The organism is Microvirga rosea, from assembly GCF_020595095.1.
GTDB classification, from domain to species: domain Bacteria; phylum Pseudomonadota; class Alphaproteobacteria; order Rhizobiales; family Beijerinckiaceae; genus Microvirga; species Microvirga rosea.
In genome coordinates, this window is record NZ_JAJDOP010000002.1 from 636,226 (window position 1) to 660,834 (window position 24,609).

Sequence of the window (24,609 nt, forward strand, 5' to 3'; positions counted from 1 at the left end):
TGGGAGAAGCAGATGACGCGTAGGCCATGTGTTCTTTTGGGTGCTCCGGTCCAGGAAGGTGCAGGACGACTCGGGTGTGACATGGGCCCGAGCGCATTCCGCACAGCCGGCCTTGCTGGAGCCCTGCGGGACCTTGGCTATACGGTCGAGGACCGGGGAAACCTGACGCCGGGACCGTGCCGGGACGTCTCCCATGGCAACAGCGCCATCAAGTTCCTGCCGGAAGTGGTTGCCTGGACGGAAACCATCGCGAAAGCCGCCTATGAGGCGAGCGGCGACGGAATGCCGATCTTTCTTGGCGGCGACCACAGCCTTTCCGCGGGATCGATGACGGGCCTGAGCCGAAGGGCCGCAGAGGAAGAACGCGAGTTTTTTGTCCTTTGGCTCGACTCCCATCCCGATTTTCACACGCTGGAAACGACCCAGAGCGGCAACCTTCACGGGGTGCCGATGGCCTATGCGACCGGCCGTGAGGGCTTCGATGGCTACTTTCCGGCCAATTCAGTTCCGGTGCGTCCCGAGAATGTCTGTATGATGGGCATTCGCAGCGTCGACAGCGCGGAGCGTGCCGCCCTCGCGACGGCGGGTGTCACGATCCATGACATGCGGTCCATCGACGAGAACGGGGTCGTTCCTCTTCTCGATGCGTTTTTGAAGCGCGTGGAAACCGCCAAGGGCCGTCTGCACGTGAGTTTCGATGTGGACTTCATCGATCCGAACGTCGCACCGGGCGTCGGCACGACGGTCCCGGGAGGAGCGACCTTCCGTGAAGCGCATCTTATCATGGAGATCCTCCATGACAGCGGCCTCGTCAGCAGCCTCGACCTCGTCGAGCTCAATCCCTTTCTGGACGAGCGTGGCCGTACCGCCCTGCTCATGGTCGACCTTGTCGCAAGCCTCATGGGACGCCGCGTCCTCGATCGTCCAACACGGAGCTTCTGAACCATGATCGAGAAACTCAACATCGTTCCGTTCGTCAGCGTCGATCATATGATGAAGCTCGTGCTGACCATCGGCGTGGAGCGATTCCTGGTGGAGCTGGCGGACGAGATCGAGGCTGATTTCCGCCGCTGGGAGATGTTCGACAAAACGCCGCGCGTCGCCTCGCACAGCAGAGAGGGCGTCATCGAGCTCATGCCGACCAGCGACGGTGAAGTCTATGGCTTCAAATATGTGAACGGTCATCCCAAGAACACCCGTGAAGGCCGCCAAACCGTCACGGCCTTCGGAGTGCTGGCGGATGTGGGCACGGGCTATCCCGTGCTTCTTACCGAAATGACGATCCTGACGGCGCTGCGCACGGCTGCCACATCGGCACTGGCGGCCAAGTTTCTCGCCCCGAAGAATGCTCGCACGATGGCGATCATCGGCAACGGAGCCCAGGCGGAATTTCAGGCCCTCGCCTTCAAGGCGATGCTCGGGATCGACCGGCTTCGTCTCTACGACATCGACCGGGCGGCAAGCGCAAAATGTGTCCGCAACCTTGCGGGCATGGGTCTCGATCTTGCCGTCTGCACCTCGATCGAGGAAGCGATGGAAGGCGCGGAAATCGTCACGACCGTGACGGCCGACAAGCAGAACGCCACCATATTGACCGATAACATGGTTGGATCCGGCATTCACATCAACGCCGTCGGAGGGGACTGCCCCGGCAAGACCGAACTCCATCCGGACATCCTGCGGCGCTCGGACATTTTCGTCGAGTATCCGCCCCAGACCCGGATCGAAGGGGAGATCCAGCAGCTTTTGCCCGATCATCCGGTGACGGAACTCTGGCAGGTGATCGCCGAAAAGGCGACGGGCCGCCGAGATGCCCGCCAGATCACCCTGTTCGATTCCGTAGGCTTCGCCATCGAAGATTTCTCGGCCCTGCGTTACGTGAAACGACAGATCGCCCGCACAGGCCTTTACGAGGAGCTGGATCTCCTGGCCGACCCGGACGAGCCGCGCGATCTCTTCGGCATGTTACTGCGGGCTCAGGCAGCAACCCCGACGGCCGCATGACCGAGGCCGCCGTTGGGCCCGAAAGATGCGGGTCCAACGGATGCTTGCGATCGAACGCCGCTCTCCGGCAGCGAAGTCTCAAGGCCTATAAGATCAGGAAATCCGCAGCCGTCATCTTGAGACCTTTCGAGACCTGAACAAACTGCACCGGAGCCACGCGTCCGGTGCCGTCCGCGTCATAGAAAATGAGACCCGTCGATGCATCATAGACGATACGGTCCGACGCATCGTGCGCTTTCGCGCCGATCCAGAACTTGGACGGGTCGAGGAAGCCTGGCGTGCCGACCGATGCAAAGATCGCATCGTCCAGCAGAACCGTGTCGTCCATGACGCTGAAATCGGTGATGTTGTCGAGGTTTGTCGTTCGATTGGGAATTTGACCGAACAGAAAGGCGTCCTTTCCCGGTCCGCCCGTCAGGATGTCGTTGCCGAGTCCTCCATTCAGCGTGTCGTCGTTTTCAAGGCCATTGAGTCGGTCGTTGCCGGAACCGCCTTTCAAAACGTTGGCGGCAGCATTTCCGGTGATCGTATCGTTCCCTGCTCCGCCGTTGGCATTCTCGATCAACGAGCGAGAGTCGTTATTGTAGAGGAGCGCGTTGGCGATGTTTCCCTGGGCCTTGTGACCGCTTCCGAGCTGCGCCAGCTGCGCTTGCGATAGAGTCGACCATGCGCCGGGCCTCAGATCGAGGGCGAGATTCGTCGCATAGTTCGACAGATCGTAAGTGTCGATTCCGCCACCATCCCAGATCGTCTCGAACACCCGGTTGGCACCCGGTGTGCCCTGCCCCTCCCCGTCGATGAAGGTTTGGCCGGAGAACGGATCGAACTGGTAAGTCGTGTTTCCGGCATGCGAATTGAAATTCGCGCCGTACATGCGCTGCAGAGCCGCGATATCGTTCATCATCAGGGATTGGGCGAAACCCCAGGTCTCGTTCTCAACGTACTGACCTGCAGCGCCGACATAAGACCGATAGGTCATGACGGAATATTCCATCGAGTCATGCGCGTAAGGGAGGGCTCCATACTCCTCCGTTTCATTCCCGTGCTTGAGGCCGAGGGCGTGCCCAAGCTCATGAAGCAGAGTGTAATAACCGTAGTTTCCCAATCGGGGAGCATCGTACCAGCCGTTCGCCGTACCGAGCCAAGTGTCTCCAGCCTCGGAGAACTCCGACGGCGTGTAGGTCCAGGCTGACGATGGCATGTCCGACATGGCGACGCGCAAGGTCGCATGTGTCGTTGCGCTCTCCTGGATGGGGCTGAAGGTGAGGTTTGTCACTTCCACGATGGATCCCAACACTGCGGCCGTCGCGGCCATTTGCTGAGTGCTTAGGGCCCTGAACCCATCCTGCGGCTCGCCCAGACCGTAAGCCGGGCCAAAGAAGGATGCGTTGGTGGGAAAGCTGTAAGTGAGGTTTTGTGTATTCCACATCCGCCCGGAAAAGAGGGCGTCGATATCCTGATAGCCGGTACGCCCGACTGAAACCGTTCCCGTCATTATTGCTCCTCAGCAAATCTTGGACGAAAAGGCTACGAAAGATTGCAGGGCGAGCGATAACTCTTAAGGGGTAGCAACTGCGCTAAATCACTGCACCCACTTGAGAATTTCGACCCAAGTCGAGTCTGGGCGGAGAGTCGGCGGACCATAGGCACAGGAGACAGGCAACAAGTCCTGCACTGTTCCCTTTTTCCTGCCGGCGGTTATTTTCAGACTAGGCGGAAGGTCCTTGCCGTTGATGTCCGAAAACCGCGAGCATCCCCTCCTCCGTGATGGCAAGATGGACTCATGACATATCTCGATCCTCAAGCTTCCTACAGGGCGCTTCAATCACGGGACCGCCGGTTCGACGGTCGCCTGTTCGTAGGCGTGACATCGACAGGAATTTACTGCCGTCCGATCTGCCCGGCCACGACCGCCAAATTCGAGAACTGCCGCTTCTATAGCTCCGCCGCAGCCGCGCAGGAGGAAGGTTTCCGCCCCTGCCTGCGCTGCCGTCCTGAGACCGCACCGGATCTCGGCTCCTGGCGCGGCACGTCCAACACGGTATCCCGAGGCTTGGCTCTGATCGCGGAAGGAGCCCTCGATGGAGAGGACGCGAGTGTCGAGGCCCTGGCGGACCGCCTCGGGGTTGGCGAGCGCCAATTGCGGCGCCTTTTCCAGGAACATCTCGGAGTCTCTCCCATCGCCGTGGCGCAAACCCGCCGGATCCTCTTCGCCAAGCAGCTGATTCACGACACGCGCCTGCCTATGTCAGAAGTCGCAATGGCGGCGGGTTTCGGCAGCGTCCGCCGTTTCAACGAGACCTTTCAGAAACTCTACCGCCGCCCGCCGAGCGCCATTCGCAAACGCAGTGCTAGCGCTCTGCCGGAAGGCTCGTCCGCAACTACGGGGGTAGCCGTTCGGCTGCGGTATCGCGCCCCTTATGATTGGGACGCCATGATGTCCTTCCTGAAAGCTCGGGCCATTGACGGCATGGAGCAGGTGGAAGGGAACGTGTACCGGCGGACGGTTCTGCAGGATGGACAAGCCGGGACGGTTGTCATTTCGCACCTTCCCGAGAATGAAAGCCTCGAAGCACTTATCCATTTTCCCGAAGTTCGGGCTCTCCCTTCGATCGTGGCACGCGTTCGGCGCGTCTTCGATCTGGGCGCTGACATCATGACGGTTTCCAACCATCTGGCTCAGGATCCGCAGCTTGCCCGCTTGATCGAGACACGGCCGGGTCTTCGCGTGCCGGGGGGATGGGACGGGTTCGAGGTCGCCATGCGGGCGATTCTGGGCCAGCAGGTTTCGGTGGAAGCGGGACGCCAGCTCGGGAGCAAGCTTGTCCGGATCTGCGGCACAACCGTGTCGGATTTCCGCCCCGGTGAACCGTCTCTCGCGCTCGCCTTCCCGACCGCCGCACAGGTCCTCGACGCGGATCTGAGTTCCCTCGGCATGCCGCTCGCCCGCAAGGCCGCCCTAAAGGCTGTGGCCGAGGCTGCCCTTGCAGACCCCCTTCTGTTCCAGCCGCGAGCAACCGTGGAGGAAACGGTGGCGAGGCTCAGCGCCATTCGCGGGATCGGCGAGTGGACGGCTCACTATATCGCCCTGCGCGCCGCACGTGAGCCCGACGCCTTTCCGGCGAGCGACATAGGGTTGCTCCGTGGAGCGGCTGGGAACAGCGGCGCCCGGCCCTCTCCGGTCGAGTTGCAGAAACGCGCCGAAGCCTGGCGTCCCTGGCGAGCCTACGCCGCCCAGCTTCTCTGGGCCGCCGACAGTCACAGCGTCTGACCGTTCTTCACTCGAAACTTGGCACAGGCGCATCTTCCGTCTTTTCTTGCGCGAAGCTTTGAAAGATCCTCCCGTCCCATCTGACTTGGAGTTCCCCATGACCATTCGACCCGATGCAGCCGCCTTGTTCCAGAAACTTCATAAGGGACCGGGGCTTCTGATCCTTGCCAATGCGTGGGACGCGGGTACGGCGCGTCTCATGGAAAGCCTTGGGAGCAAGGCCATTGCCACCACAAGTGCCGGTGTCGCCTGGGCCAACGGTTTCGCCGACGGCGACACGCTCCCCATCGACAGGCTCATCGCGACCGTCTCGGCCATTGCGAAAGTCGTGAGCGTTCCGGTCAGCACCGATATCGAAGGCGGCTATTCCGACGATCCGGCGAGAGTCGGCGAAGTCGTGTCCCGCATTGTCGAAGCAGGCGCGGTCGGTATCAATATCGAGGATGGAGCATCATCTCCCGACCTGCTCTGCGCCAAAATCGAGAAGGCGCGGCAAAGCGCCGAGAAACTTGGTGTCGATCTGTTCATCAATGCGAGGACCGACGTCTACTTGCGCGCTCTTGCGCCGCAGGACAAGCGCGTTGACGAGGTTCTGGCACGTGCCGCGCGCTATGAGGCGGCAGGCGCGAGCGGCATATTCGTCCCTGGCGCAACAGCGGCGGAGGACATCGAGAATCTTGCGGCAGGCACCAAACTGCCCCTCAATGTAATGGCGCGGCCTGGACTTCCGGACGCTGCCCGGCTCACAGCGCTCGGCGCAAGGCGGCTCAGCGCCGGATCCGCTTTATCGGAGGCTTTGCTGGGCCAATTGGCTTCTCTTGCCGGCAATTTTCTTGAGACGGGAAATTCCGATGCGATCTGCGTGGCATCGAAATCGTATCGCGAGCTCAATCAGCTGATGGGAAACCGTTGAGGAGGATGGCGTCCTCGGGCGTATCCTTCAAAGTTTTAGGGTCGGCGTGAAGGAGATCCGAGGAACTGAGGGCCTCCAGCTGCATTCACTGTTGGTTCAGTACGGTCTGAGTAGCGTCTCTTGATGCGACTCCGACATTCGGAGCCAACCTGTGGAGGGTTCTATGTTGAACCGCGTTGCCTTGGCGTCCCTTGCGCTTGCAGGCGCTTTGCTTGCGGGAGGCCCTGCGGGCGCCCAACCTTATGGATACCCGGACGACGATGGCTACTACGCTCCCGGCCCTCGCTACGCACCGCCACGCTACCGCGACATGGACGATTATCCTCCGCCGCGGCGGGCAAGGGGCCGTGGCCCCTGGGACTGCAATCCGAGCCGATGCATCAACGAGGCAACGGGAGAGTTATGGGAATCCACCTGCAACTATCGCGGCTGCTCCCCTCTGCGGCCGGCGCAGCGGCGGGGTTATGGCTGGTAGGATCCGGTCGCGTCAGCCATGACGCGGCGCAAGCTTGCCGAAGCGCTTGATCAGCCTGTCGCGCCGTAGGCGCGAGAGGCGATCCAGCCAGAATATTCCGTCAAGCTGGTCAATCTCATGCTGGAGGCAGACGGCCAGAAAGCCCTCTGCCTCTTCTTCGTGTGAAGCACCCGCGAGATCCTGAAAAGCAACTTTGACGCGCGCGGAACGCTCGACTTCATCCGTGACGCCCGGCATCGATACGCTGCCCTCGACATGCCTGACGGTATGTTCCGACCGCCATGTCATGTGAGGGTTGACATAGATTCGGACGCGTTTGTCCAGTTCGATGACAGTGACGCGAGTCAGGCGGCCGATATGCGGGCCTGTGATCCCGACGCCGGGCGCGGCGTGCATCGTATCGGTCAGATCCTCGGCCAATTGCCTGAGGTTATCGTCAAAGGCCGTCACCGGTTCCGTCGGGAGGCGTAGACGAGGATCAGGAAAATAGACGAGCGGCCGCACAGCCAAGGGCATTCTCCAAGCCTTCAGAAGATCTTCCTCATTGACGATATTCGGTCACGGAGCAAGGGGAGAGGATATCCAGACTTGATGCGGTTTGCCTGAATATCAGAGGCGTTGCAAACGCAGATGAACCTCGCGCGCGGCCCGCTCGCCTTCGAGGGAAGCGCCTCCGACAGTCATGGCGCCACCACCGGCACTCGCTTCTCCGGCAAACCAAACTTGCTCACCGAGAGGCGCTCGCAGGTTCTGCCGGGCCGCCAGATGGCCCGGGGTGACGATGGAATATGAGCCGAGAGCATAAGGATCGCTCCACCACGCAGCCAACCGCCCGCCGCGAACGGTCTCGCGAATACGGTTGCCGACCATGGTCGCCAAACGTTCGATTGCATATTCCGTCGCAGCACGTTCGCCATCTCGGCAGATGTCCCGGGCATGGTCGCCGCCGAGATAGGCCAGCACGATTTCCTGGCCGTCCGGCCAAAATTCGAAACTGGTTGTCTCGTTGCGTGAATCGATATCCGCCAGGTCCGAAGCCTCCACCGCGCCAAAACGTGACCTGTCAACGCGAAGAGCAATCTTGGTCAAGGCACCCATGTGGAGTCCGCCGAGAGCGCGAAGCGTGTCTGCCGGAAGGCTTGGCGAAAAGCGCAAGCTCTCGGCCTGCAGCACGCCGACCGAAACGGTCACGATCGCCGTTCGGGCCGTGACGACTCCAGACGGCGTTTCCGCCTCGACACGCCCCTCTCCCCACCGCAGGTGCTTGACGGGCATATTGAGGCGAACCGGAACATCGGCGCCATAGCGCGCAACCAGCATTCCGTATCCGCCGGCGGGAATGAGATCATCCCCGCTCCACAGCTGGTCGTAATCCTGAACCGAGACGCGCCCGGGCTCCTCCCCAAGAGCGAGCAAGGTGATGCCGCCGGCGGCATCGGCAAGGTCCTGTGCCTTGCCTTGAACGGCATCGGCAAACGAGCCGTCGATGGAGCCCGTGGCTTCGAGCAACGTCTCGAGATCCCGATAGGCGGCACGGCGGCGGCGGCGTTCGGTTTCGGGCAAGGGCGTGCCGTTGCGGAATATACGAAAGCCACCATCCCCCTCCTCATGGAGCGGAACGGCGAGTTCCTGTGCGATCTCTCGCCAGGGATTTCGCTCGGCCCAATGAATGTAATGGGCGCCGGCATCGAAAGATGCCCCGAGGCTCTGGTCCGTATGCGCCCGGCCGCCGATACGGGAGCGAGCTTCGAGAACCTCCACGGTTCTTCCCGCTTGGCGCAGAACCTTGGCAGCCGTGAGCCCTGCGGCGCCAGCCCCGATGATGACAACGTCCAGATCGGCCGCGACGGCCCTTCGAATGAAGGGGAGTGCGACAGTGCCTGCGAGAATGCCTCGTCGGGTGATCTGCATGAAGTCGCGCTTTCGACCCGGAAAGAAACGTAAGGGTACCTGTAGGGCCTTTTCCAGACTACGCAGGATTGGCGCGAATTTAGGGCGTCATACGTCCCGGAAGTACGGCTCCACCGGCCCTTTCAATTTGATCGTCAAAGGATTGCCGGCCCGGTCCTTCGTATTGCCGACCGAGAGCCGAACCCAGCCTTCGCTGACGCAATATTCTTCCACATTGGTCTTTTCAGCGCCCTTGAAGCGGATGCCAACGCCGCGCTCGAGAATGGCGGCGTCGTAATACGGGCTTTTCGGGTCGGTGGAGAGGCGGTCCGGCGGGGTATCTGTCATGGATGAGACCTTCATTGTCTTGGCAGGAGTGCCCATAGCGGCTCCCGGGGCATTTTCCAACTCTCTGCCGACATGGCTCCATCAACCCTTTTTCAGGATTCCGGAGTTGCAAGACATGGAGCGGGCATCTATATAGGCACCATATCATTAGCAACCTATCGATATCGCTCCTATGAAATCGTCTCGCGCCGGCACCCGCATGGTGTTGATCGACGAACTGACGAAGGTCAGCCGTAAGCTGCGAACGACTTTCGATGCTCGGGTGAAGGCCAACGGTCTCACCATGGCACGAGCCCGGACGCTGCTCCGCCTGCTCCGGAAAGACGGCATGACCCAAACGGAACTGGCGGACGAGCTGGAAATCGAAGGGCCGACCCTCGTCCGCCTTCTCGACAATCTGGAAACGCAGGGTCTTATCGAGCGTCGTCCCGTTGCAGGAGATCGGCGCGCCAAACAAATCGCGCTGACAAGCACCGGACGGGTGCAGGCGAACCTCGTCAGCCGTCTGGCGGACGACCTGAGGGAGCAGGTGCTGATCGATGTGACGGAAGAGGATCTGCAAGCGGCGATTCAGGTCTTCCATGCCATGTCGCGCAATATCGAGAATGCCTCATGACCGCCGCGCGTCCCATCGAGGCCGGGCGGACGTTTGAGACAGCGCCTGCAGGAACCGAAAACGCCCAGGGATCGGAGGTTCGTGTCGGGACCGCACCATCTCAGCCTGCTCCGGCCCCGCCTCCATTTGTTCCCAAACCGCCCCTTCTCGCAGCCGCGTATATGTTGGCGGCCACCCTGCTTGCGCTGACACAGGGGCTTGGGATGAACCTCGTGTCCGCGAACCTTCCGCAAATTCAGGGATCGCTCGGAGCGACGACGAACGAGGCGACTTGGCTGATGGCGGCATACATGGCGCCGAATGTCAGCCTGTCCCTGCTGCTCATCAAAATCCGCATGCAGTTCGGATTGCGGCGCTTTGCCGAACTTTCGATCCTTGGCTTTGTGCTGGTGTCCACGATGCATCTTTTCGTCGACGACCTGCAATCCGCCATCGTGGTCCGGTTCTTTAGCGGAATTGCCGCCTCGCCCATGTCGTCCCTGGGCTTTCTCTACATGCTCGAGCCGTTTCCTCCGGCCCGGAAGATGAATATCGGCCTTTCCCTTGCACTGACGAATACCGCTATCGCCATGCCGGTCGCACGCCTCATATCCCCGGCCCTTCTCGATATCGGCCAGTGGCATGGGCTTTACCTGATCGAAATCGCGCTGGCGCTCCTGAGCGTTGCGGCCGTCTATCTGCTTCCGCTGACGCCCCAGCCGCGGGCGAAGGTGATCGGCCTCCTCGACGTCGTCAGCTATTGTCTTCTGGCTATCGGGTTTGGAGCATTGGCGATCGTGCTCACCCTCGGGCGTCTTTATTGGTGGCTCGAGGCGCCATGGCTTGGTGCCCTGCTCGCGACGGCCATCGTGTCCCTGACGGGGATGGGGGTAATCGAGCTCAATCGTAAGGCGCCTTTGATCGACATTCGGTGGCTGACGAGCCGCGAGATCGTTCATTTCACCGGCGCTCTGCTGCTGTTCAGGATCGCCTTGTCGGAGCAATCGAGCGGCGCCTACAGCTTTTTTCAGATGCTGGGTCTTCAAAACGAACAGATCGCGACCCTGACATGGATCACTCTTGGGGCAAGCGTGGCCGGAGGGCTGACATGCGCGATCATGATGAAACCCGGACGTGAGCCGCTGATGCATGCCGCCGCCCTGTGCCTGATCGGCATCGGGGCGTATGGGGACAGCCACGCGACGAACCTGACGCGCCCTGAGGAGATGTACGCGAGCCAGGCGATGATCGCGTTCGCAAGCGCACTTTTTCTTCCGCCGGCGCTAGCTTCGGGAATGATGTCGGCCTTGAAGAAGGGGCCGAACTACATCCTGAGCTTCATCGTGGTGTTCCTGCTGACCCAGAGCCTCGGCGGGCTTTTCGGCTCGGCCTTCTTCGGGTCGTTCGTCACCTGGCGCGAGAAATTTCATTCCCATGCTCTGGTGCAGCACGTCACCTTGATCGACCCCCTGGTTGCGCAGCGCACGAGCCAGCTCGGGAGCGCCTATGCACGCGTTTTGACGGATCCGGCCCTGCGCAATGCGGAAGGGATCGCGCTTCTCGGGCAGCAAGCCACCCGCGAAGCCAATGTTCTCGCCTACAACGATGCATTCCTCCTGATTGCAGCTTTGTCGGCCATCGCCCTGGCAGCGCTCCTCGTACACATGGGCGTTGCCGCCCTTGCCCGGCGCAGCGCTGCCGCTTCACCTCTGACAAGCCAACAAACGCTCCTCCGCTCATGACCCGTGTCTTCCGTTCGACTGCTACGATCATCGCCCTCTTGCTCGGCTTCTCAGGCGTCATGCTGATCCTGTATGCGTGGCGTCTGCCCCCATTCACCAGCACGGTCGAGACGACCGACAATGCCTTTGTGCGTGGTCAAGTGACGCTGATCAGCCCTCAGCTTGCCGGTTACGTCTCTGAAGTCTCCGTCCAGGATTTTCAGAAAGTCAAAGCGGGCCAAGTCCTCGTGCGGCTCGACAACCGCATTTACGAGCAGAAGCTGAAACAAGCCCAAGCCAATCTGGCGGTGCAGAAAGCAGCTCTTGCCAATTCCCAACAGAAACGCCGATCCGACGAAGCACGCATTGCAGCGGGCGAGGCACAAGTGACGGGCGCAAAGGCCGCTCTTTCCACCGCGGAGGCCAATTGGAACCGGGTAGAACCTCTGCTTCACCGTGGCGTCAGCACCCAGAGTCAGGCGGATCAAGCCCGTTCGGCGCTTGAGCAGGCACGCGCATCTCTCAGCCAAGCCATGTCGGCCCTGGAAGTCTCGCGTCAGGATCTCGCCGCGACGCTTATCAATCGCCAATCCCTCGAGGCCGCCGTGCAAAGCGCGGAAGCTGCCGTTCATCTGGCGGAGATCGATTTGCAGAATACGACGATCACCGCCCCTCAGGACGGACGTTTGAGTGAGGTGGGCGCACGACCGGGGCAGTATGTCTCAGCGGGCAGCCAGCTGATGGCCATCGTGCCGGAGACGGTCTGGGTCATTGCCAATTTCAAGGAAACACAATTGTCCGATATGAGGATCGGACAGCCGGTGACCTTCACCGTCGACGCATTGGAGCATGTCAGCCTCCATGGGCACCTGGAACGCTTTTCTCCAGCCGCCGGCTCGGAATTCAGCGTTCTTAAACCGGACAATGCGACCGGCAACTTCACTAAGGTTGCTCAGCGCGTCCCCGTCCGCGTATCCATTGATCCCGGTCAGGAGCTCGCCGAGCAGCTCGCTCCCGGAATGTCCGTGGTGGTGAGTGTCGATACGGCCGCGCCGGCTCAAACGCGGGCAGCTGGAGGCTGACGTCGAATCTGTCAGTAAATCGACCAAAGGCCGGGGGTCGCGAACTCGAGAAGATGACCATCGGGGTCCCTGAAATAAACGCTTCGGCCCCCACGGCTCCAGCTTGTGCGCCCTTCGATTGGAACACCGCGACTCTCGAGGCGCTGTTCCCAAGCACCCAATTCGTCCTCGGACACGGCGAATGCGATATGCTGCTGCCCACCGGCGTCGTGAGGCGGGATGGTGCCGCCCGGAAGCGTGATGGTCTCGGTGGAAGCTCCACGCTGAAACAGCAAAAGGACACTTCTCCCGGCGACATCGAGAGCGCAAAGCCGGCGATCCGCGAAAAGCGGCTTCAGCTCCAGAATCCCTTCATAGAAGGCCTGCGCCCGGGAAACGTCCTCGACATACAGGGCAGTTTCCAAAACTCCGTTCAGCTCTGGCATTCATCACTCCTCATACCGGCCGCTCCACCCTGGATGTGGACGCCTTGGCTCAACTTTGAAGCACAGGATTTTCAAGAACGGCGCAGGAGCCTATTTTCTAACGCCGGGAATCAGAGAGTCATTGCTGCCATGTCGCCATCTTTATCCACCATCGGCTTCGACGCGGACGATACACTTTGGCAGAATGAATATTATTTCCGCCTGACGGAAGAGCATTTCACCACGCTGCTCGCGGATCACGGAGAGCCTCATATCCTCTCGAGCCGGCTTCTCGAAGCGGAACGGCGCAACCTCCAGCTTTATGGCTATGGGATCAAGGGTTTCACCCTGTCCATGATCGAAACCGCCATAGAGGTGACGGAAGGCCGGGTGCCGACAGCTGTGATCCAGCGGATTCTCGCAGCGGGCCGGGAAATGCTGAGCCATCCGGTCGAGACGCTTCCTCATGCCCGGGAGACCTTGGAGAAATTGTCGGGGCGTTACCGTATCGTGCTGATCACGAAGGGCGACCTGTTCGATCAGGAGCGGAAGCTCGCCCAATCGGGATTGGGCGACTTGTTCGATGCCGTCGAGATCGTCAGCGAAAAGTCCCCCCAAACCTACGATCGGCTGTTCACCCGTCACGGCGAAGGACCCGCGCGCAGCATGATGGTGGGCAATTCCCTGAAGTCCGATGTCGTTCCCGCCATCGAGGCGGGAAGCTGGGGCGTCTATGTGCCCCATGAGCTGACCTGGGCGATGGAACACGCGGACGAACCGGTTACGGCGTCACGCTTCAAGCGCTTGGCTCACCTCGGCGAACTGGCGGATCTTGTCGAGGCCATCGATCGATCCTGATCATCGCTCCGGCAATATCAGAGCAATTTCGGCCTTGGTCAGAATGCGAAAAGCGCCGGGCTCCAGGTTGTCAGGGAGGGAAAGAGCGCCCATCCGATCGCGATGGAGAGCCACCACATGATTGCCTACGGCGGCGAACATGCGCCTTACCTGATGATACCGCCCCTCGGTGAGAGTCACATAGGCGCTGGTGGGAGAAAGGACCTCCATGGAAACCGGCAGCAGCGGTTTGTCCTCGTTGTCGAGCATCAGGGTCCCGGAGGCGAATACGTCTCCCTCGTCGCCGCGTAAGGGCCGGTCGAGCGTCACATGATAGCGCTTGGTCACATGATTGCGCGGAGAAATAATCCGGTGAAGCAGGCTGCCGTCGTCGGTCATCAGCAATAGGCCGGACGTCTCCTTGTCCAGGCGGCCGATGGTGGAGATGGCAGGATCCCGGCGTCGCCATCGGGGTGGCAGCAAACCATAGACCAGGGGTCCGGCCTCCTTGTGAGAACAAGTGACGCCCAGCGGCTTGTTGAGCATCAGGATGAGACCGGGCGGCGGATCAAGCGGCTCTCCGTCGATACGCATGCGCTCCGACAAATCGCCCGTGACCGCGATCCGGTCATCGGCGTCCTCAATCGCATCGCCATCCAGCGTCACCGCTCCGGAATGAACCAGGTGCTGGACCTCCCGGCGCGATCCGTAGCCCATATTGGCAAGCAGCCGATCGACGCGAACGGTTTGTGTTTTGCTCATTTGAGAGCCTCATAGATCTTGTAGCCACGTGCCTCCGCCTTCAAAGCGATGTTGCGAAAGAGCGGCTTCATCACAGCCTCATAGGCGAGATGTCGATTAGCTACGAGCCAGCAGCCGCCCCCCGGGCGCAGGCACTCGGCCGCACGGCGAATGAAGCTCTGACCCAAGGCCCGATCCTCCGCGCCGGCGTCGTGGAATGGCGGGTTCATGACGACGAAATCAAGCCCTGTTTCCCCAACACCCGTGGAGCGGACATCGACCCAGCGCACCTGGGCCCGAGCATCGGAGACGTTCCGGCGTGCGGCATCCACGGCGCGCCGGTCGATATCCAAGAGCGTGAGCTGCTGGACCTTCAGGGAGGCAAGGACCGCGCGGGCAAGCGTGCCGAGGCCACAGCCCAGGTCCGCGCCGCGGCCGGAAAACGCGGGCAGGTGCTCCAGAAGCAGTTCGCTGCCGGGATCGACCCGGTCCCAGCTGAAGATGCCGGGCTGCGACCAGAGATCGAGGGTTTCCATAAAGCGCATATCCCCAGCCGCGACCGCATCGCCGAAGCCGATGATCGTGTCAGGGCGTTTAGCGGTGCAGATGCGATAGTGTCGCCTCGCGTCCTCGCTGACCGAGCAACCGAAAGCTTCCAGCTCCTTGCGCAGCCGCGATCCGCCTTTGTCCTTTGGCGCGAGAGCGACCAGTTCCGCTCCCGGGGACAGCGCCTTGAGACCCAAGGCCAAGGTGTAGCGTCGCTCCAACGTACCCGGCGGAGCCGCGATCACGAGGCTCGCCAGTTCCCCTTCCTTGCACTGTTCCAGCGATTGAGCGCCAGGCATGAGCGGCGAGAACTGGAGAGCGTCCTCGCGCACAGGCGCGAGTTCAGGTGGCGGAGCGCCGTATATACCGTTGGGTTTTGTCTCGTCCAAGCTGTTCGATCCCTGCTGGTCTGCCGGTGCTCCTATAACGGTGCGGACGCCGAAGAGCGACCCCTCTGGTGGGAGCCCTGTCAGGCGAGGGGCTTCACAGGCGCGAGTGCTCCCTGGAGCTTTTCTCGGAAGAGCGAGGCATGTCACACAGCCGCCCATCATTTTTGCATAGATTGCGAATCATTTCCTCAGAAGCCTTCGGGTAAGCCCACAAACTTATCCTAGGTTCGGGGAAAAGCCGCCCGAGAGATTTCTTCACCGCCTGCAGTCTCGAGGGCAGCAAGGATGAAGGCCCTGAGCGATCATAGGGCCTTTAGAGGTCGTCGCGCGGCATGCGGCGGCGATATCACCACCAGCCGGTCACAGCCGGCCAACAAGGGGACCTTCACATGCCTACGATCACGACCCAGGATGGCGCCCAGATTTTCTACAAGGACTGGGGAAAGGGGCAGCCCATCGTGTTTCATCACGGCTGGCCATTGAGCGCGGACGACTGGGACGCCCAGATGATATTCTTCCTCCGTCAAGGCTATCGCGTCATCGCCCACGACCGGCGTGGCCATGGCCGCTCCAGCCAAACCGACAGCGGCCATGAAATGGACACCTACGCGGCGGACGTGGCGGCGCTGGCACAGGCTCTCGATTTGAGAGATGCCATTCATGTCGGCCACTCCACCGGCGGCGGAGAAGTGGCCCGCTATGTTGCCCGTCACGGCAAAGGGCGCGTTGCAAAAGCCGTGCTGATCGGCGCTGTTCCTCCGATCATGGTCAAGTCGGACAAGAATCCCGGCGGGCTTCCGCTTGAGGTGTTCGACGATTTCCGCAAGCAGCTTGCCGCGAACCGCGCCAAATTCTACTGGGATGTGCCGATCCCCTTCTATGGCTTCAATCGTGAAGGCGCGCAGATCTCGGAGCCAATCCGCCAAAACTGGTGGCGACAGGGCATGATGGGTGCCGCCAATGCCCATTACGAATGCATCAAGGCCTTCTCGGAAACCGACTTCAATGAGGATCTGAAAGCCATCGACGTGCCGGTTCTGGTCATGCATGGCGACGATGACCAGATCGTCCCGATTGCCGATTCCGCGCTCTTGTCGGCAAAGATCCTGAAGAACGGCACGCTCAAGGTTTACCCGGGACTCCCGCACGGGATGTGCACGACCCATGCGGACATCATCAATCCCGACCTTCTCGCCTTCATTCAGGCTTCGTAAGTGAAAGACCGGGACGGAAAGGCCTCTGAAGCCTTTCCGTCCCGGCAGTCGAATGTCCGGGGATCGGCCGCCAGCTTGACCGCCGACGCCCTCCGACTTTGCCATTGACCGCTGCAACTCTCGGCCCCGCTTCGCGTTGGCTCCTCATCGAGCGGGGCCCCTGCTCCGATAACCGTGCCCCAATGGAGGAGTGATGACATGCGTGGTCTTCTAGTCACGACAATTGCTGCGGCAGCCTTCGTCATAGGCGCCGGCGCGATGGCGCAGACCCCTGTGCCCAATGCCAGCGGTTCGCAGACGACCAGTCCGCAAACCTATGGTGCGACAGCCAACCAGCCCCAGATGGGTCAACAGAAGATGTCGCAACCGAAGATGAAGAAGCGGCAGGCGACCCGCAAGCACCGTGCCGTCACGAGCACCGGCAGCGTGAATCGCGGCTGGACACCCAGGCCTCCGGTTCCGAACGCAAGCGGATCGCAGACCACGAATCCGGACACATATCGGGCCAACGCTTACCAAAACCGCCGATAAAGTATGATCGCCCCGTGACCTGTCGTGCCCGGCCGCAAAGCTCGCGCCTGGACACGACAAGCTCGGCCATGAGCTCCATTGGAGCCGGCGTCCCGGGTTACCGCGGCCGTTCGACGACCGAGCCGGATGGCTCCTGCTCCGCTCTCGATCAGGCCACCTGTCCGGCGCACCAGCCGGACGACCACGCCCACTGAAAGTTATAGCCTCCGAGCCAGCCCGTCACATCTACGACCTCGCCGATGAAGAAGAGGCCCGGCACGGCCTTTGCCTCCATGGTTCGCGAATCGAGAGCGTTCGTATCGACGCCTCCAAGAGTCACCTCGGCCGTGCGATATCCCTCGGAGCCTGCAGGTTTGAAGCGCCAGTGATTGACCGCATCGCTGACACGACGCAGGACCTTATCGGAGAGGTCGGCAAGGTTGCCGCCGACTTTCTCGGTTTCCGCGATTAGCTGTGCCAGACGCTTCGGAAGAAAATTGCCAAGGACGGTCTGCACGGCTTGGCGCCCGTTCGATGCACGCGCAGCTCGCAACTCACCGAACAGATCGGTCGACGGAAGCATCGCAATGCTGATCTCGTCCCCTTCCCGCCAATAGGATGAGATCTGCAAGATGGCCGGGCCGCTCAAGCCGCGATGGGTAAACAGCATGGCTTCCGGGAACTGTGTTTTGCCGCAGCTCGCAACCGCATCGACGGACACGCCGGCGAGCGGCTTCAACCGCTCGAGAAGGTTCGGCTCCAGCGTCAGAGGGACGAGGGCGGGCCTCGTGTCGGTCACCTGAATGCCGAATTGCTGCGCAAGCTCATAGCCGAAACCCGTGGCCCCCATCTTGGGGATGGATTTTCCTCCCGATGCGACGACGAGGGAACGGCACGACACGTTGCCTTGAGTGAGACGCAACCGGAAGCCCTGCTCTTCCCTTTCAACCGCCTCGACCACGGTATTGACACGAAGCATGGCTCCGTGAGCCTTCATCTCGTTCACCAGTAGATCGACGATCTGCCGTGAAGAGCCATCGCAGAAAAGCTGGCCGAGGGTTTTCTCGTGATAGGCGATGCCGTAGCGCTCAACCAGGGCGATGAAGTCATGCTGCGTGTAGCGCCGGAGAGCGGAAATGCAGAAACTCGGGTTCTGGGAGATGTAGTTCCGCGGTGAAGCGTTCAGGTTCGTGAAGTTGCACCTGCCGCCACCGGAAATGCGGATCTTCTCACCGGGCGCGTCGGCATGGTCGACAACGAGGACAAAACGTCCGCGCTTTGCCGCCTCAATAGCGCACATCATCCCCGCCGCACCGGCGCCGATCACCACGACATCGACTTGCTTCACGTTTCGCCGCTACCTTCCAGACGGCGTGCCGGTTCCCTATGGCGGCGCCTTCCGGCGCTGTCGTAATGAGTGCACCCCTTTTCGGCAAGCCGGATCGGCCTCAAGGCAGCGCATAGGCGATGATCGAATCGCCCGCCTTCGTTCCGAGAGAACCGTGGCCGCCTGCCACCACCACGACGAACTGCCGCCCGCTTTTGGGAGACAAATACGTCATCGGGGTCGCCTGTCCGCCGGCCGGGAGGCGATCCTGCCAAAGCTGCCGCCCTGTCGCGACATCGTAGGCCCTCACATAATAGTCCAGCGTCGAGGTGAGGAACGCCACTCCGCCTGCGGTCATGATCGGGCCTCCGAGGCTCGGCACCCCCATCTTGAAAGGCAACGGCAACGGCGAGGAATCCCGTACGGTTCCGTTCTTGCGCATCCAGGCGATCTGGCCATTTCTCAAGTTGAGGCCCGCCACATATCCCCACGGGGGAGCCTGGCACGGAAGGCCGATGGGCGACAGCAACGCATGAAGGTCCACGGCGAAAGGGGCGCCGTAATTCGGATTGACGCTGCCGGTTTCCTGCGAACCCTGAATATCCGAGCCGCCCGATGGCTCCTGCGGACTTTGCCGCGGCGCCTGCTCGCGCGGTACGAGCCGCGACACGAAGGCCATATAGCTCGGGTTGGCGAAGGCGATCTGACGAACGGGATCCACCGCGATGCCGCCCCAATCGATCACGCCGAAATTCCCGGGATAGACCAGCGAGCCTTTCGTGGAAGGCGGCGTAAAGATGCCCTCATACCGCAGCTGCCGGAACTGGATGCGGCACGCGAGCTGGTCGAACATCGTCGCGCCCCACATGTCGCGTTCGCGCAGAGGGTCGGACGGCGTGAATGACACGGAGGAGAAAGGTTGCGTGGGCGAAGTCCGGTCGCCTTCGGCGGCTCCCTGAGGCACCGGCTTTTCGTCGACGGGAAAAATCGGCTGTCCGTTGCGCCGGTCGAGGATGTAGATCCCGCCCTGTTTCGTCGGCGCGACGAGAGCCGGAACAGTCTCGCCGTTGCGCTTCAGATCGACGAGGCTCGGCTGCGAGCCGATATCCATGTCCCAAAGGTCATGGTGAACCGTCTGAAAGACCCAGCGAACCTTTCCGGTCGCGATGTCGAGCGCCAGGATGGAGCTCGAAAAGCGCTCCATGTTCTCGGTCCGCCGCCCGCCCCATTGATCGGGCGTGGCATTGCCCATGGGCAGGTAGACCATCCCGAGTGCTTCATCGGCGCTGGAAACGCTCCAGCTGTTGGGGGAATTGTGCGTATAGGTTTGGCCGGGTCCGATGGGCTCCGTCTGTTCCGGCTTACCGGGATCCATGTTCCACACGAGCCGTCCCGTATAGATGTCATAACCGCGAATGACCCCTGAAGGCTCGGTAGTGGATACGTTGTCGCTGACGTTGCCGGCAACGATCACGAGGTTCTTCGTGACCACGGGCGGCGATGTCGAATAGTAGAATCCCGGCTGCAGGTCGGGCATGCCGGTCCATAGATCGACATGCCCGTTGTCGCCGAAGCTTGGGCACGGCTGTCCATTCTCCGCATTCAGCGCAATGAGACGGGCATCAGCGGTGGGGAGAAGAATACGGCGCGGACACTCTCCGTTGGGAGGCGGATTGTCAGGGGATGCCGCGTGATAGGCAACGCCGCGACAGGTGAGATGCTGAAGCCCCTCCGATTGGCGAATTTTCGGATCGTACCGCCAGCGCTCCTGTCCCGTTTCCGCATCGAGAGCGATCGCAAAATCGTGTGGCGTACAAAGATAAAGCGTATCGCCGACCTTCAGGGGCGTGACCTCGTAGGTGGTCTCCTGAGGATCCTTGGGGCCCCGAATATCTCCCGTGCGGTAAGTCCAAGCCACCTTGAGGTTCTGCACATTGCCGGGTGTGATCGTGGCAAGGGGTGAATAGCGGTCGCCATAGGAAGAACGGCCCCAAGCGTGCCAATCCCCGTCGGGAACGCCAGCGTAGTCACGCTGCGTGGCCGCGGCCTGATCCATCGGCAGCGTTCCCTCGGTGGTATGATAATCCGAGAACAAGGCCACCAGCCCCACGACCGCCGCGATGGCCAAGGCGCCGACCAGCGGCAGGGCTACAGAACGCCATGGGCGCGCCTGGGCGGCGTCAGCCAAGGGACGCACGACCCAGGGCAGGAGCAGCACCAAGCCAATGATGAACACCACGTCGCCGCGGGGAGCAAGCTGCCACCAGTCGAAGCCGATCTCCGCGACGGCCCACGCCAAAGTGCCGAGCACGAAGAGCGCATAGAGCCATAGCGCTTCACGACGCCTCAGGATGAGCAGAAAACCCGTGGCAAGGAACGCCACTCCCGCCGCCACGTAGTACCAGGAGCCGCCAAGGCTCACGAGCCAACCGCCAGCACCCAGAACGGCCAGGCCGAGCAGAACGAGACCGCCGCCGACGATCCGGGGAAACAAGGCCGTTCGTTCCACTGCGGGCATGGCGGATCTCCGGGGCTGCGGAAACGGCAGACAACGCTTAAGGCAAGAGAAGAGTTTCCTTTCCCGATCGCGGCATCGACGCGGATTCCGTCGACTCAGACAGCACGGACTTCGTGCAAGCGCCTCGACACCGCTGCATTCGGGCGCGTTCTCGCACGAGCCGCAACGCCATCCACCGCCTGAATGACCGCGTCCGGATTCATGTGATGAATCATATGGCCAAGGCCAGGCAGCGCCATGAAGACGCTGTTCGGCAGATCATTCTGGAGCCGCTCGGATTGCCGGTGCGTGTCGATGATCTCGTCGTCTCCTCCGGCCAGAATGACGGTCGGAACGGTGATCTCCGGATAGTAGCGCTGCAATTCCATTGCGGCAGGAATCATGAGCGCGGTGTCTTCAGATGCGGCGCGCAGGTGGAGAGGACGCAGGATGAGAGCTTTTGGAAACAACTCATCGAAGCGTTGGGGGATAGGCGCAGGAGCAAAGATCTTTCGCAGGAGTTTCGGCAGGATCAGCTGGGTCACGATAGGCGAAACCGTATGCCGCATGAGATCACCGATCCCAGGAATGGCCGGTGGCGAAAAAAGAACCACGTCGGCGCGGGCGGTCGGATAATAGTACCCGGACAGCAGGACGAGGCCTCTTACCAGCGCAGGCGTTTCAAGCGCCATGGCAAGTGCGATCAACGTCCCCCAGGAATGCCCGAGAACCGTTGCGTTCTTGACGTTAAGAAGCCTCAAGGCCTCGGCAAAGAAACGTGCATAGGCCCGCGGTGTCCACAGGCGGCGCGGCCGTGAGCTGTAACCGAAGCCGGGACGGTCGAACACGATGACGCGATGATCCTTGGCAAGGCGATTGACGATTCCGCTCACCATAAAATCCTGGATGAGAGAGCCGTTGCCGTGAAGGAGCACAAGAGGATCGCCCTTCCCCCGCTCGATATAATGAAGGCGAACGCCATCGACATTCATGAAGCGGCCGACAGGAGGATGCTCGCGCTCGGCATCGGCGGTCATTTTGCGGACGTAGAGAGATGCGCCGGCCAACGCCGCCGTTCCTCCGGCTAGAGCCGGGACAAGCCATGAAGGGCCTGGCTTTCCGCGCCGAGCTGAGCCTTGGCGCGAGCCTGTTACGGCCCGGCGGTTTTTCTTCTTCCCGATTCGATTGCGCATAGGAGATCTCCCTGGTCACAGGGAACGAACGCACCATGAGCGGAGAGGTTGCTGCGGCGCAACAGCCAAGGAACGACGCACTGCCTCAGAACAGTCAAGGTCCCTGAACGCTCGCCCAAATCTGCTCAAGCATGTCCGGATCGAGCACGCGACCCGAAGCCGTGAGCACATAGGGGTCCTTGCCGGGAGGTGGCTCTGCCGTCATGGCCCAATGCAACGCTTCACGCAGGGAATCGAACTTCTCTGCGTGATTCCAGTCGATCTGCCCGCTTTCGAGGTGAACACCGGCACGTTCGAATGCAACCGAGGCTCGCGCCTCAAGCTCCTCCTTCGTCACCATGACAGGGTTCCTCCGTCGAGACGCCTGGATGCTCAACGAAGACACAGGAGGGCTCGTTCCGTCCCTCAGCCGCGCTTGTCTTTTTTATGAGGCGGCCGCCGAGGCTTGTCCCCCCGCGGCGGAGGCTTGTCGCGGCCACCGGCATAAGCCTTTGGACCATGTCCCTTGAAGCCGGCTTTCTTCGGAGGGCCCTTGCGTCCCTCGCCATCACCTCCGCGCCCCCCTCCCGGTGCGTCGGACGGCTCGATGCGAATGTCCTCATCGTTCGCCTTGCGCACGGCGGCGGCGAACTTCGACGCAATCGATTGGGCGATCTCGAACTTGGTTTCCTGATCAAAGATGCGGATCGTGCCGATTTCCTTCTTGGTCACATGGCCGAGACGGCAGATGATCGGCAGCAGCCAGCGAGGATCGGCATTGTTGCGGCGCCCGACGCTCATGCGGAACCACACCATGTCGGCTCCGCCGCCATAGGCTTCGCGGCCCTCTCGGGTTCGATTCGTGTCTCGCTCCTTGTCCCGGGCGCGCTTGTCGGGCCGCTCGCGCGGTCCACGCTCGGGACCTGAATCGAAAATCTCCTCCGGTTCCGGCAACCGGGCGCGAAGAACGCGCGCAAAGGCGGTCGCGATGTCTTTCGGAGAGCGTTCGGTAAGAAGCGCCTCCGCCATCGCGACATCCTCTTCGGAGACCTCCTCAGTGAAAGAAGGATCCTGAAGGACACGCTCCCGATCACGCTTGCGGATCTCATCGGCGGAGGGAGGACCAGCCCAGGTCACATCGATACCCGCATCGTCGAGCAAGCGCTCGGCTTTACGGCGGCGGGTATAGGGCACCAGAATGACACAGACGCCTTTACGGCCGGCGCGCCCCGTGCGGCCGCTTCGATGAAGAAGCGTTTCAGGGTCGTTCGGCAAGTCGGCATGGATCACGAGGCCGAGGTCCGGCAGGTCGATCCCGCGCGCCGCGACGTCGGTCGCGACGCAAACCCGGGCCCGTCCGTCCCGCAGAGCCTGAAGCGCATGGCTGCGCTCGCTCTGGGTCAGCTCGCCCGACAGGGAAACCGCCGAAAAGCCGCGCTCCACCAAGCTCGCATGAAGGTGCCTGACCGTCTCGCGGGTATGGCAGAACACCATCGCGCCCCGCATTTCGAAGAACCGCAGCACGTTGACGACCGCAAGCTCGGTCTCGTTGGGAGCAACACGCAGGGCCCGGTACTCGATATCCCCGTGCTGCTGGTTTTCCACCAGCGTATCGATCCGCAGGGCATCGCGCTGGTAGCGCCTTGCAAGCGTGGCGATGTTGCGCGGAATAGTGGCCGAGAACAGAAGCGTTCGGCGCTCTTCCGGCGTTGCGTCGAGAATGAACTCGAGGTCCTCGCGGAAACCGAGGTCCAACATCTCGTCCGCTTCGTCCAGGACGACCGCCTGCATGTGTGACGTATCGAGACGCCCGCGCTCCAAGTGGTCGCGCAGGCGGCCCGGCGTACCGACGACGATATGGCACCCGTCCGCCAGCGCACGCTGCTCGCGCCGCACGTCCATTCCGCCGACGCAGGACGCGACCCGCGCGCCGGCAGGCCCATAGAGCCAAATCAACTCGCGATGGACTTGAAGGGCCAGCTCGCGAGTCGGGGCAATGATCAGAGCCAGCGGCTCCGCGGGCGGACCGAACCGTTCCGCCTCTCCCAGCAACGTACTCGCCAGCGCCAAGCCATAAGCAACGGTCTTGCCAGACCCGGTCTGAGCTGAGACCAGAAGGTCCCGTCCATCCGCCTCCGACTGGAGGACGGCAGCCTGAACGGGGGTCGGTTCGCTATAGCCGCGATCGGCCAGGGCACGTTCGAGGCTGGGATTGGTTTTCGGAAATGGCATGGACACGCGGCTCAGAGCCGCTCCTTTTGCAGAAAGAGATGGGCTAACGAGAAACGAAACGGGGATCAGGCGTCGTCCTGATCGTCCATGTCGTCCACGGCAACAAGGAACATCACGTCGATGCCGGTCTCGTCATCGCCCTCATCTTCATCTTCGTCCTCGTTGCTCCATTCCTCGTCATCCTCGGCCATGGCGTCTTCGAAGGCCTCGATTTCTTCCTCGGATGCGGCACGAACGTTGAAAGACGCTGCCCCGTCCCAGAGAGGCTGTCCGTCGCTCGTGAAGGACCGGAGGTCCTCCTGGAATTCCTCGCTCGTGAAGAGTTCCTTGGCCTGACCCTCATCGGCATTCGTAATGGCGACCGCCTTGCCGGCGATTTCAAGAGTAAACATGCGATATCCTTCTCAAGGTGGGAAGCAGCTCCAAGGCATCAACGCAGAT

At 61.6% G+C, this 24,609-nt stretch carries 24 protein-coding genes; 11 read left to right on the forward strand and 13 right to left on the reverse strand.

The features are described 5' to 3' along the window. The first annotated feature begins 12 nt into the window (after nucleotides 1-12). Nucleotides 13-942, forward strand: a complete 930-nt coding sequence (gene rocF / locus LJD17_RS07425; protein WP_227383508.1) for an arginase — start codon at nucleotides 13-15, stop codon at nucleotides 940-942. 3 nt (nucleotides 943-945) lie between these two features. Then, a complete protein-coding gene (locus LJD17_RS07430; RefSeq protein WP_227383509.1) occupies nucleotides 946-2,004 on the forward strand; it encodes an ornithine cyclodeaminase in 1,059 nt (352 codons plus the stop codon). A gap of 85 nt (nucleotides 2,005-2,089) precedes the next feature. Here the strand turns inward: LJD17_RS07430 and LJD17_RS07435 are convergent, their stop codons facing one another. Continuing rightward, nucleotides 2,090-3,499, reverse strand: coding sequence for a M10 family metallopeptidase (locus LJD17_RS07435; protein ID WP_227383510.1), 1,410 nt, complete (start codon nucleotides 3,497-3,499; stop codon nucleotides 2,090-2,092). 288 nt (nucleotides 3,500-3,787) lie between these two features. On the opposite strand from LJD17_RS07435, the gene LJD17_RS07440 reads away from it, so the two are divergent. From LJD17_RS07440 to LJD17_RS07450, 3 genes are all read left to right on the forward strand, one after another. Continuing rightward, complete coding sequence (locus LJD17_RS07440; protein ID WP_227383511.1) at nucleotides 3,788-5,275, forward strand: DNA-3-methyladenine glycosylase 2 family protein; 1,488 nt, start codon at nucleotides 3,788-3,790, stop codon at nucleotides 5,273-5,275. Between the two features lie 97 nt (nucleotides 5,276-5,372). Continuing rightward, nucleotides 5,373-6,188 (forward strand): isocitrate lyase/PEP mutase family protein, encoded by an 816-nt coding sequence (locus LJD17_RS07445; protein ID WP_227383512.1) that lies wholly within the window; start codon nucleotides 5,373-5,375, stop codon nucleotides 6,186-6,188. A gap of 163 nt (nucleotides 6,189-6,351) precedes the next feature. Next, nucleotides 6,352-6,663: a hypothetical protein gene (locus tag LJD17_RS07450; protein ID WP_227383513.1), complete on the forward strand. Its 312-nt coding sequence runs from the start codon at nucleotides 6,352-6,354 to the stop codon at nucleotides 6,661-6,663. Between the two features lie 12 nt (nucleotides 6,664-6,675). Here LJD17_RS07450 and LJD17_RS07455 read toward each other — a convergent pair whose 3' ends face one another. From LJD17_RS07455 to LJD17_RS07465, 3 genes are all read right to left on the reverse strand, one after another. Next, nucleotides 6,676-7,173, reverse strand: coding sequence for a peptide deformylase (locus tag LJD17_RS07455; RefSeq protein ID WP_227383514.1), 498 nt, complete (start codon nucleotides 7,171-7,173; stop codon nucleotides 6,676-6,678). Nucleotides 7,174-7,272: 99 nt separating this feature from the next. Then, nucleotides 7,273-8,574 carry a flavin monoamine oxidase family protein gene (locus tag LJD17_RS07460; RefSeq protein WP_227383515.1) on the reverse strand — a complete coding sequence of 434 codons (1,302 nt, stop codon included), beginning with the start codon at nucleotides 8,572-8,574 and terminating at the stop codon, nucleotides 7,273-7,275. Between the two features lie 87 nt (nucleotides 8,575-8,661). Then, the gene (locus tag LJD17_RS07465; protein WP_227383516.1) at nucleotides 8,662-8,901 is read right to left on the reverse strand and encodes a DUF3297 family protein; all 240 of its coding nucleotides are present in this window, start codon (nucleotides 8,899-8,901) and stop codon (nucleotides 8,662-8,664) included. Nucleotides 8,902-9,073: 172 nt separating this feature from the next. Between LJD17_RS07465 and LJD17_RS07470 the strand changes: the two genes are divergently transcribed. From LJD17_RS07470 to LJD17_RS07480, 3 genes are all read left to right on the forward strand, one after another. Beyond that, entirely contained in the window at nucleotides 9,074-9,517 is a 444-nt protein-coding gene (locus tag LJD17_RS07470) for a MarR family winged helix-turn-helix transcriptional regulator (RefSeq protein ID WP_227383517.1), read from the forward strand. A 161-nt stretch (nucleotides 9,518-9,678) separates the two neighbouring features. Continuing rightward, nucleotides 9,679-11,238 (forward strand): MFS transporter, encoded by a 1,560-nt coding sequence (locus tag LJD17_RS07475; RefSeq protein WP_227383674.1) that lies wholly within the window; start codon nucleotides 9,679-9,681, stop codon nucleotides 11,236-11,238. After that, on the forward strand, nucleotides 11,235-12,299 hold the full coding sequence (locus tag LJD17_RS07480) for an HlyD family secretion protein (protein WP_227383518.1): 1,065 nt from the start codon (nucleotides 11,235-11,237) through the stop codon (nucleotides 12,297-12,299). Before LJD17_RS07475 ends, LJD17_RS07480 begins: the two co-directional genes overlap by 4 nt. Before the next feature lie 11 nt (nucleotides 12,300-12,310). On the opposite strand, the gene LJD17_RS07485 is transcribed toward LJD17_RS07480, so the two are convergent. Next, nucleotides 12,311-12,724 carry a VOC family protein gene (locus tag LJD17_RS07485; RefSeq protein ID WP_227383519.1) on the reverse strand — a complete coding sequence of 138 codons (414 nt, stop codon included), beginning with the start codon at nucleotides 12,722-12,724 and terminating at the stop codon, nucleotides 12,311-12,313. Between the two features lie 129 nt (nucleotides 12,725-12,853). On the opposite strand from LJD17_RS07485, the gene LJD17_RS07490 reads away from it, so the two are divergent. Next, nucleotides 12,854-13,561: an HAD family hydrolase gene (locus LJD17_RS07490; RefSeq protein WP_227383520.1), complete on the forward strand. Its 708-nt coding sequence runs from the start codon at nucleotides 12,854-12,856 to the stop codon at nucleotides 13,559-13,561. On the opposite strand, the gene LJD17_RS07495 is transcribed toward LJD17_RS07490, so the two are convergent. Together LJD17_RS07495 and LJD17_RS07500 are read right to left on the reverse strand one after the other, a co-directional pair. Continuing rightward, nucleotides 13,562-14,302 carry a pseudouridine synthase gene (locus LJD17_RS07495; protein WP_227383521.1) on the reverse strand — a complete coding sequence of 247 codons (741 nt, stop codon included), beginning with the start codon at nucleotides 14,300-14,302 and terminating at the stop codon, nucleotides 13,562-13,564. Then, a complete protein-coding gene (locus LJD17_RS07500) occupies nucleotides 14,299-15,216 on the reverse strand; it encodes a class I SAM-dependent methyltransferase (RefSeq protein ID WP_227383522.1) in 918 nt (305 codons plus the stop codon). The genes LJD17_RS07495 and LJD17_RS07500 overlap by 4 nt, the downstream gene beginning before the upstream one ends. A 389-nt stretch (nucleotides 15,217-15,605) precedes the next feature. On the opposite strand from LJD17_RS07500, the gene LJD17_RS07505 reads away from it, so the two are divergent. Together LJD17_RS07505 and LJD17_RS07510 are read left to right on the forward strand one after the other, a co-directional pair. After that, entirely contained in the window at nucleotides 15,606-16,430 is an 825-nt protein-coding gene (locus LJD17_RS07505) for an alpha/beta fold hydrolase (RefSeq protein WP_227383523.1), read from the forward strand. Between the two features lie 198 nt (nucleotides 16,431-16,628). Continuing rightward, nucleotides 16,629-16,961, forward strand: a complete 333-nt coding sequence (locus tag LJD17_RS07510) for a hypothetical protein (RefSeq protein WP_227383524.1) — start codon at nucleotides 16,629-16,631, stop codon at nucleotides 16,959-16,961. Nucleotides 16,962-17,109: 148 nt separating this feature from the next. Here LJD17_RS07510 and LJD17_RS07515 read toward each other — a convergent pair whose 3' ends face one another. The 6 genes from LJD17_RS07515 to LJD17_RS07540 all read right to left on the reverse strand — a co-directional run bounded on the left by LJD17_RS07515 (nucleotide 17,110) and on the right by LJD17_RS07540 (nucleotide 24,560). Beyond that, nucleotides 17,110-18,288 (reverse strand): BaiN/RdsA family NAD(P)/FAD-dependent oxidoreductase, encoded by a 1,179-nt coding sequence (locus tag LJD17_RS07515; RefSeq protein ID WP_227383525.1) that lies wholly within the window; start codon nucleotides 18,286-18,288, stop codon nucleotides 17,110-17,112. A 100-nt stretch (nucleotides 18,289-18,388) separates the two neighbouring features. Further along, nucleotides 18,389-20,785 (reverse strand): glucose/quinate/shikimate family membrane-bound PQQ-dependent dehydrogenase, encoded by a 2,397-nt coding sequence (locus tag LJD17_RS07520; protein WP_227383526.1) that lies wholly within the window; start codon nucleotides 20,783-20,785, stop codon nucleotides 18,389-18,391. Between the two features lie 95 nt (nucleotides 20,786-20,880). Then, nucleotides 20,881-21,831 carry an alpha/beta fold hydrolase gene (locus tag LJD17_RS07525; RefSeq protein WP_227383527.1) on the reverse strand — a complete coding sequence of 317 codons (951 nt, stop codon included), beginning with the start codon at nucleotides 21,829-21,831 and terminating at the stop codon, nucleotides 20,881-20,883. A gap of 220 nt (nucleotides 21,832-22,051) precedes the next feature. Continuing rightward, the gene (locus LJD17_RS07530) at nucleotides 22,052-22,297 is read right to left on the reverse strand and encodes a hypothetical protein (protein ID WP_227383528.1); all 246 of its coding nucleotides are present in this window, start codon (nucleotides 22,295-22,297) and stop codon (nucleotides 22,052-22,054) included. 65 nt (nucleotides 22,298-22,362) lie between these two features. Next, nucleotides 22,363-24,168 carry a DEAD/DEAH box helicase gene (locus LJD17_RS07535; RefSeq protein WP_227383529.1) on the reverse strand — a complete coding sequence of 602 codons (1,806 nt, stop codon included), beginning with the start codon at nucleotides 24,166-24,168 and terminating at the stop codon, nucleotides 22,363-22,365. A 65-nt stretch (nucleotides 24,169-24,233) separates the two neighbouring features. Continuing rightward, nucleotides 24,234-24,560, reverse strand: coding sequence for a hypothetical protein (locus LJD17_RS07540; RefSeq protein WP_227383530.1), 327 nt, complete (start codon nucleotides 24,558-24,560; stop codon nucleotides 24,234-24,236). Between the last annotated feature and the right edge of the window lie 49 nt (nucleotides 24,561-24,609).